This window comes from Agreia sp. (genome assembly GCF_964263775.1).
Lineage (GTDB): Bacteria > Actinomycetota > Actinomycetes > Actinomycetales > Microbacteriaceae > Agreia.
Genome location: NZ_CAXVWM010000074.1, coordinates 1 through 7,341 on the forward strand (window position 1 = coordinate 1; position 7,341 = coordinate 7,341).

Sequence of the window (7,341 nt, forward strand, 5' to 3'; positions counted from 1 at the left end):
TCATCCCGTTCCTCCGCAATGTCACGCGCGGCCGAGGCATCCCCGAGGAGCGGCTCGAGGAGGTCGCCCACCACTATCGCGCGTTCGACGGCATCAGCCCGATCAACGCGCAGAACCGCGCACTGCAGTTGGCGCTGCAGGCCGAGATCGATCGTCGGGGCATCGACCTGCCGGTCATCTGGGGCAATCGCAATTGGCAGCCGTACCTCGCCGACGCGCTGCGCGAGGCATCCGCTGCGGGTCACCGCCGGCTGATCGCCATCGCGACCAGCGCCTACAGCTCGTACTCGAGCTGCCGGCAGTACCGCGAGGACTTCGCGATCGCCCTCGACGAGACAGGCCTCGGCGACGAGCTCGAGATCGACAAGGTGCGCCAGTTCTTCGACCACCCCGGCTTCGTCGAGCCGTTCATCGAGGGCGTGCGCGAGGCGTTCTCGATGCTCGCGGCCGATCAGCCCGATCTCGACCTCGAGACCCAGGTCGAGGTTCTGTTCTCGACGCACTCGATCCCGTCGACGGATGCCGCCCGCTCGGGCCCCGAGAGCCGTGGCTTCGGCGAGGGCGGCGCCTATCGGGCCCAGCACCTCGCGGTGGCCGAGGCCGTGATGCTCGCCGCCGAATCGAGCGCGCCCTGGCAGCTCGTGTTCCAGTCGCGCAGCGGCCCGCCCTCGATGCCCTGGCTCGAGCCCGACATCAACGATGCGATCGGCGAATTACCGGCCCGCGGCATCCGGGCGGTCATCATCGTGCCGCTGGGTTTCGTGAGCGATCACATGGAGGTGAAGTGGGACCTCGACAACGAGGCGCTCGCCTCAGCCGCCGAAGCCGGCCTCGCGGCCGTGCGGGTGCCGACTCCGGGCATCCACCCCGCCTATGTCTCGGGCCTGGTCGATCTCGTGCTCGAACGGGCGCAGGCGACGCCCGTTTCCGAGCGCCCCGCGGTGACCGCGCTCGGCCCCTGGTACGACGTATGCCGCCCCGGATGCTGCGAGAACGTACGCTTGGGGTTCACGCCCGCGATTTCCGGGCTCGCTCCGTAGCACGCCGTTCCCCCGTGAAAGCACCTCTGCTGTGACCCGAACACTTCGCATCGCCACTCGTGGCAGCGCCCTCGCGCGCGCCCAGACCGGCATGGTCGCCGACCAGCTCACGCGCTCCACCGGCACCCCCACCGAACTCGTGATCATCAAGACCGAGGGCGACACCTCGCGCGAATCGCTGGCGACGCTCGGCGGAACAGGGGTGTTCGCCAGTGCCCTGCGCGAAGCACTCGTGCGGGGCGAGGTCGATCTCATCGTGCACTCCCTCAAAGACCTGCCCACTGTCGAGTACGCCGGGTTGGTCATCGGCGGGGTTCCCGAACGCGAGGATGCCCGCGACGTTCTCTGCACCCTCGACGGGGTCTCACTCGCCGATCTGCCCGAGGCGGCGAGAGTTGGAACGGGTTCTCCCCGGCGCCGGGCGCAATTGTTATCACTTCGTCCTGATCTGGAGGTCGTCGATATTCGAGGGAATGTCGACACGCGACTACGATCGGTTGAACGGGGAAACCTTCACGGCGTCGTGTTGGCCGCTGCCGGGCTCGAACGATTGGGCCGGCTGGCGGAGGCGTCGGAGTTCTTTGATCTTGAGTTGTGGCCGACCGCACCCGGCCAAGGCGCTCTTGCCATCGAAGCGCGCGAAGGAGACGACATCACTGAGCTGTTGAGTATCGAACACGGGCAGACGCGTTCCGCCGTTCGGGCCGAACGGGCCGTTCTCGCAACCCTCGAAGCCGGATGCGCCGCTCCGATCGGCGCGCACGCCACGATCGACGGCGACCTGCTCTCACTCACGGCCGTGGTGTACGAGCCGACGGGCGAGGCCGAACTCGGATGCACCCGCAGCGCGACCCTCACCGGTATCGACGACGACGTACTCGCCGAGGCGCTGGGCGCGGCGGTCGCGGCGCAACTGCTCGAAGACGGAGCCGCAGAACTCGCTCCCCTCGGAGGCGCCGCATGATGACGCCCTGGAGCAATCGTCCGCTCGGTGGATGGCGCGTGCTCGTTCCGCGAGGCGGCCCGTGGGGCCACGGCGTGGCATCCGATCTTCGCGCGGCCGGGGCGACGCCCGTCGTCGCTCCCATGATCAACTTCGCCCCCGCGGCCGACGACGAGGCGCTGAACGTGGCCCTCGCCTCGCTCGCCGACGGAAAGTTCGACTGGCTCACGGTCACGAGCGCCACCACGGTCGACGTGCTCTCGGCGCATCGGGCCACCGTGCCCTCGTCGACCCACATCGCCGCCGTCGGAGAGACGACCGCCGCCGCCCTCACGGCCGCCGGCTACCAGGTTGACCTGGTTCCGCCAGAAGACAACTCGGCCCAGGGCCGGTTGCGCGAGCTGGCCCAGTTCGAGCAGTACGGCGCCGAGCTGCGCATCCTCACCCTGCGCAGCGATATTGCAAAGCCCGTGCTCACCGAGGGACTCATCGCCCGGGGCCACACGGTCGAGTCGGTGGTCGCATATCGCACCATCGGCGTTGCTGTCGACGAGGCGATCGTTCGCGACATGCGAGCCGGCGAGTTCACGGCGGTGCTCGTCACCTCGGGAAGTGTGGCGGAGCAGATCCAGCTGCAGTTCGGACAGTTGCCCGGCAGCATGATCGTGGCCGCGATCGGTCCGCAGACGGCGCGCGACGCAGCAGCGTACGGCGTGCGGGTCGACCTCGTGGCGAAGGAGCGCAGTGCCGTGTCGCTGATCGACGCGATCGTCGACGTGGCCAAGGCGCAGAAGTCCGACGACGAGTAGGTCGGCTCTAGTCGTTCAACAGGACACTCTCGATTTCATGCGGCGTGTCGTCGGCTGGACCCGGGCACGTCGCAAATCCATCCTGTTGCACGGTCGTGACGCGGCGTAGCAGCCGATCGTCGGCATCCCCCGGCTTGCGCCCAGTTCACGCGATTAGGCTGGAAGCCATGACTTCCGGCTTTCCTGTCGTGCGCGCGCGCCGTCTCCGCGCCACTCCCGCTCTTCGTAGACAGGTCGCCGAGACCCGCCTCCATCCGGCAGATCTCGTGCTTCCCCTCTTCGTGCGCGAAGGTTCAGAGCCCCGGCCGCTGAACTCCATGCCCGGCGTCGTGCAGCACACCCTCGACTCGGTCCGCGGCGTGGTGGCCGAGGCCGCCGCGGCCGGCATAGGAGGAGTCATGCTGTTCGGCGTTCCCGAGCACCGTGATGCCACGGGAACCGGCGCGACCGATGTCGACGGCATCCTGAACCGGGCGACCCGGGCCGTCGCATCCGAGGTCGGTGACGCGCTGGTCGTGCAGACCGACCTGTGCCTCGACGAGTTCACCGACCACGGCCACTGCGGGGTTCTGGATGCCGATGGCCGGGTCGACAACGACGCCACCCTCCTCAGATACCGCGATATGGCGCTGGCGCAGGCCGACGCGGGCTCGGCGCTTCTCGGCCTGTCGGGCATGATGGACGGCCAGGTCGCCGCCGTGCGCGACGCGCTCGACGTGGCCAATCGCAGCGAGGTGGCCGTGCTCGCCTACTCGGCGAAGTACGCCAGCGCCTACTACGGGCCGTTCCGCGAGGCGGTCGAGTCCACGCTCACGGGCAACCGCCGCAGCTACCAGCTCGACCCCGCCAACCGCCGCGAGGGCCTGCGCGAGGCGCAGCTCGACGTCGCCGAGGGCGCCGACGTCGTGATGGTGAAGCCCGCGGGCAGCTACCTCGACGTGCTCGCCGACGTGGCTGCCTGGTCGCCGGTTCCGGTCTGGGCGTACCAGGTATCGGGGGAGTACGCCATGATCGAGGCCGCGGCCGCCAACGGCTGGATCGACCGGGACCGCGCCATCCTCGAATCGGTGCTCAGCATCCGCCGAGCCGGCGCCGACACCGTACTCACGTACTGGGCGACAGAACTCGCCGCAGCCCTCTAACCCCGCAGCCCTCTAACCCCACCCACCCACACCTTCCACCTTTCGCGGATGAGGAAATTCTCGCGACACCCCGTCCTCCGGCGAGCAACTGCCGGGGTGTCGCAGATTTTTCCTCATCCGCGAAGGGGGAACAGACATTGGAGTACCCCTTGACCCGCAACGACGAACTCTTCGACCGGGCGCGCCTCTCCATTCCGGGCGGCGTCAACTCGCCGGTGCGCGCCTATCGCTCGGTCGGCGGAACCCCCCGCTTCCTCGTCGAGGCGAAGGGCGCCTACGTCACCGACTCCGAGGGCACCGAGTACGTCGACCTCGTCTCGAGCTGGGGCCCCGCGATTCTCGGCCACGCGCATCCGGGTGTCGTCGCGGCCGTTCAGGATGCCGCCTCCCGCGGCCTCTCGTTCGGCGCCTCGACCCCGGGTGAGACCGAGCTCGCCGAACTCGTTAGGGCCCGTGTCACCAGCGGCGGCGTCTCGCCCATCGAGAAGATCCGCCTCGTCTCCACGGGCACCGAGGCCACGATGACGGCCATCCGCCTCGCCCGCGGATTCACCGGACGCGACGTGCTCATCAAGTTCGCCGGCCACTATCACGGACACTCCGACTCGCTGTTGGCCGAGGCCGGCTCGGGCCTCGCCACGCTGGGGCTGCCCGCATCCGCCGGCGTGCCCGCAGCGACGGCCGCGCTCACGCTGGTGCTTCCCTACAACGACCTCGACGCGGTGCGCGAGGCCTTCGCCCTGCACCCGGGGCGCATCGCGGCAATCATCACCGAGGCGGCGGCCGCCAACATGGGCGTCGTGGCTCCGGATGCCGGATTCAACGCCGCCCTGTCGGCCATCGCCCACGAGAACGGCGCGCTGCTCATCGTCGACGAGGTTCTCACCGGGTTCCGCGTTCACCCCGCGGGCTACTGGGCACTCGAGTCCGAGGCGCAGGATGCCGCGGGTTCGGATGCGGCGGGATCGCTGTCGTACGCTCCCGACCTCGTGACCTACGGCAAGGTCATCGGCGGGGGGATGCCGCTGGCTGCCCTCGGCGGGCGTGCCGATGTCATGGACTTTCTCGCCCCGCTCGGCCCGGTCTACCAAGCAGGCACCCTGTCGGGAAACCCGGTGGCCGTCGCCGCCGGCATCGCCACCCTGACGCTGGCCGACGCATCGGTCTACGCTCGCCTCGACGCCACGGCCGAGCTGCTGAGCGCATCCGTCTCTGAGGCACTCGCCGACGTGGGCGTCGCGCACGCCGTGCAACGCGCCGGAAACCTGTTCAGCTTCGTGTTCGGCGACTACTCCGTGGCCTCCGGCGGAGGCGCCCCGCGCACCTACAGCGATGTGCAGAGGCAAGACGCGTTCCGCTACCCCGCGTTCTTCCACTCGATGCTCGACTCGGGGGTCTCGTTGCCGCCGTCGGTATTCGAGGCGTGGTTCGTCAGTGCCGCGCACGACGAAGACGCGGTCGCGCGCATCCTCGACGCGCTTCCGGCGGCGGCCCGCGCAGCGGCATCCGCGTCGCCCACCCTCGCGGTCTGAGCGGGGTGCCGTACCTAATTCAGGAGGAGCGCTCGGCCGGCGCCACTATCCACGAGGCGACGCTCTCCTCCTGAACGCGTAACGCGAAAACGCCGGCCGTAGTCAGATCGTGACGATGAGCATCCGTCGATCTGCTGATTTCGCCGGCCATCGCGGGCAGGATAGACCTATGGCTGTTCTGTTCGTGCATACCGACCGACTCGAGATACGCCTGACCCGTGCAGAGAAGATTCTCTCGCTGCGCCGCACTAACATCGATATTCCGCTGGAGCGCATCCGCTCCGCCGTTCTCACCGAGGACCCGTGGGTGTGGGTGCGCGGCATACGGGCGCCCGGCTCGTGGATTCCGCTGACCCTGGCCGTCGGCACCTGGAAGGTGCACGACGGCAAGGACTTTCTGCTCATCAAGGGCACACGCACCTCGGTCGTCATCGACATCGACGGCAGCGGCTCGGAGTTCATGCGGGTGATCATCACCACCACGCACGCGCTCGAGCTGCTGCGCGCGCTGAGGCTTCCGCCGGCGATCGAAGACCCGGCGAAGGAGATCGCAACCGACTGACAGCGAGCGATGAAGCAGCTCGGTACGCTGCGCAACACGTGCCATAAAAAAGTGAGGCCGCCCCGGCTGGGGCGGCCTCACTTTTTTCGACTGTTTGTTACGCGTTCGCGCGGCGACGGATCGCAGCGAGCGTGATGCCGGCGAGCATCAGTCCGCCGGCAAGGGTGCCGAGGGTGAGTCCGTCGAGGCCGGTGGAGGCGAGGGTTCCACTTCCGGGTGCTCCAGCGGGCTTGGCCGGGTTGACCGGATTGACCGGCGTGACAGGGTTTGCCACGACCGTGAACTCAGCGCTCACAGTTCGTAGGCTGCGGTTTCCAGAGATGGTGACGGTGTAGTCGCCGACTGCAACGCCGCCGGTGAGAACGAGCTGGTCGACGTAGCTTCCGTCTTCATCGTCGGCGAAGATTCCCTCCGCGCCTGCGAGCTCGACCGCAACTCCATCGGGCCCGGTGAGCGTGATGACAAGACCTTCGTTGGGGCTGAAGCCGGTCGCGGCCAACTGGACGCCCTTATCAGCGTTCGTGACGTCGGCGATCGTCAACGACGATGGATCGATGGTGAGAGTCAGCGGAATGACCGGAACGGGAGGGGTCGCGAAAGTGAAAGCGATCGAGAGGCGGTCAGCTCCGGGGAGCGTCTGGCCGTTCACGTACTGATTGACGACCGCTCCGGTGCCCAGTGAACCCGGCTCGAGGCGGCTGAAGTCAGTGACGATGCTGAACTGGCCGTTGGTGCCCACGATGCCTCGACCCGCTTCGGCCTCAGTCACGCTGCGTGCGCCATAGGTGATGACGATCTCTGCACCAGGCTGACCGGTACCCGTGAAGGTGGGCGTCGCGGTGTCGACGACCGCGCCGGTACCCGGGTAGGTGACCGTGAACGGGTCGGCCGGGTTGGGCGCGACAGCGAGGGTGAAGGTGAGCGGACGAGTCTGGACAATGGTTCCGTTAGGAGCCACCTCGCGGACGGTGCTGACGACCTGGGTCTGACCCGTTCCGAGAAGATCGAAGTTGGCGATCGCGGCCCAACTGCCGTCGGCGGCGCGCGAGTTACCGCCGTAAATGGCGGTGTGCTGGCTTCCGTCGCCGGTCAGGTACTGAACGTCGACGGTGTTGCCCTCGGACAGGCCAGTTCCAGCGAACTGCGCGGTGTTCGGGAAGTATTCCGGAACACCGACCTGCCCCTGGGTCGGAGTCGTCACGGCGAAGCTGTCGTCGGCCTGCGCCGCCGTGTGTGTGACGAAAATGGGCGCGACGGCGATGAGGGCAGCTGTGCCGATCATTGCGACGCGGGATGACAACGACCGAGATGTT

At 68.1% G+C, this 7,341-nt stretch carries 7 protein-coding genes; 6 read left to right on the plus strand and 1 reads right to left on the minus strand.

Annotated features, from left to right (window positions below; all coding sequences use genetic code 11):
- The 6 genes from ACE5CZ_RS06000 to ACE5CZ_RS06025 form a co-directional block, all read left to right on the plus strand.
- Positions 1-1,040, plus strand: a 1,040-nt coding sequence (locus tag ACE5CZ_RS06000; RefSeq protein ID WP_374946425.1) for a ferrochelatase, incomplete at its 5' end; no start/stop codon positions are given.
- Between the two features lie 31 nt (positions 1,041-1,071).
- Entirely contained in the window at positions 1,072-2,004 is a 933-nt protein-coding gene (hemC, locus tag ACE5CZ_RS06005; RefSeq protein ID WP_374946426.1) for a hydroxymethylbilane synthase, read from the plus strand.
- Positions 2,004-2,792, plus strand: a complete 789-nt coding sequence (locus ACE5CZ_RS06010; RefSeq protein WP_374946431.1) for a uroporphyrinogen-III synthase — start codon at positions 2,004-2,006, stop codon at positions 2,790-2,792. Before hemC ends, ACE5CZ_RS06010 begins: the two co-directional genes overlap by 1 nt.
- A gap of 167 nt (positions 2,793-2,959) precedes the next feature.
- On the plus strand, positions 2,960-3,934 hold the full coding sequence (gene hemB / locus ACE5CZ_RS06015; protein ID WP_374946427.1) for a porphobilinogen synthase: 975 nt from the start codon (positions 2,960-2,962) through the stop codon (positions 3,932-3,934).
- A 149-nt stretch (positions 3,935-4,083) separates the two neighbouring features.
- Positions 4,084-5,466 (plus strand): glutamate-1-semialdehyde 2,1-aminomutase, encoded by a 1,383-nt coding sequence (locus ACE5CZ_RS06020; RefSeq protein WP_374946428.1) that lies wholly within the window; start codon positions 4,084-4,086, stop codon positions 5,464-5,466.
- 169 nt (positions 5,467-5,635) lie between these two features.
- Positions 5,636-6,028 (plus strand): hypothetical protein, encoded by a 393-nt coding sequence (locus ACE5CZ_RS06025; RefSeq protein WP_374946429.1) that lies wholly within the window; start codon positions 5,636-5,638, stop codon positions 6,026-6,028.
- A gap of 97 nt (positions 6,029-6,125) precedes the next feature.
- Here the strand turns inward: ACE5CZ_RS06025 and ACE5CZ_RS06030 are convergent.
- Positions 6,126-7,341, minus strand: a 1,216-nt coding sequence (locus tag ACE5CZ_RS06030) for a hypothetical protein (RefSeq protein ID WP_374946430.1), incomplete at its 5' end; no start/stop codon positions are given.

Excerpts from the sequence above, each read along its gene's own strand:
- ACE5CZ_RS06010 (WP_374946431.1), top strand. The coding sequence starts at position 2,004 with ATGACGCCCTGGAGCAATCGTCCGCTCGGTGGATGGCGCGTGCTCGTT.
- hemB (WP_374946427.1), top strand. The coding sequence starts at position 2,960 with ATGACTTCCGGCTTTCCTGTCGTGCGCGCGCGCCGTCTCCGCGCCACT.
- ACE5CZ_RS06025 (WP_374946429.1), top strand. The coding sequence starts at position 5,636 with ATGGCTGTTCTGTTCGTGCATACCGACCGACTCGAGATACGCCTGACC.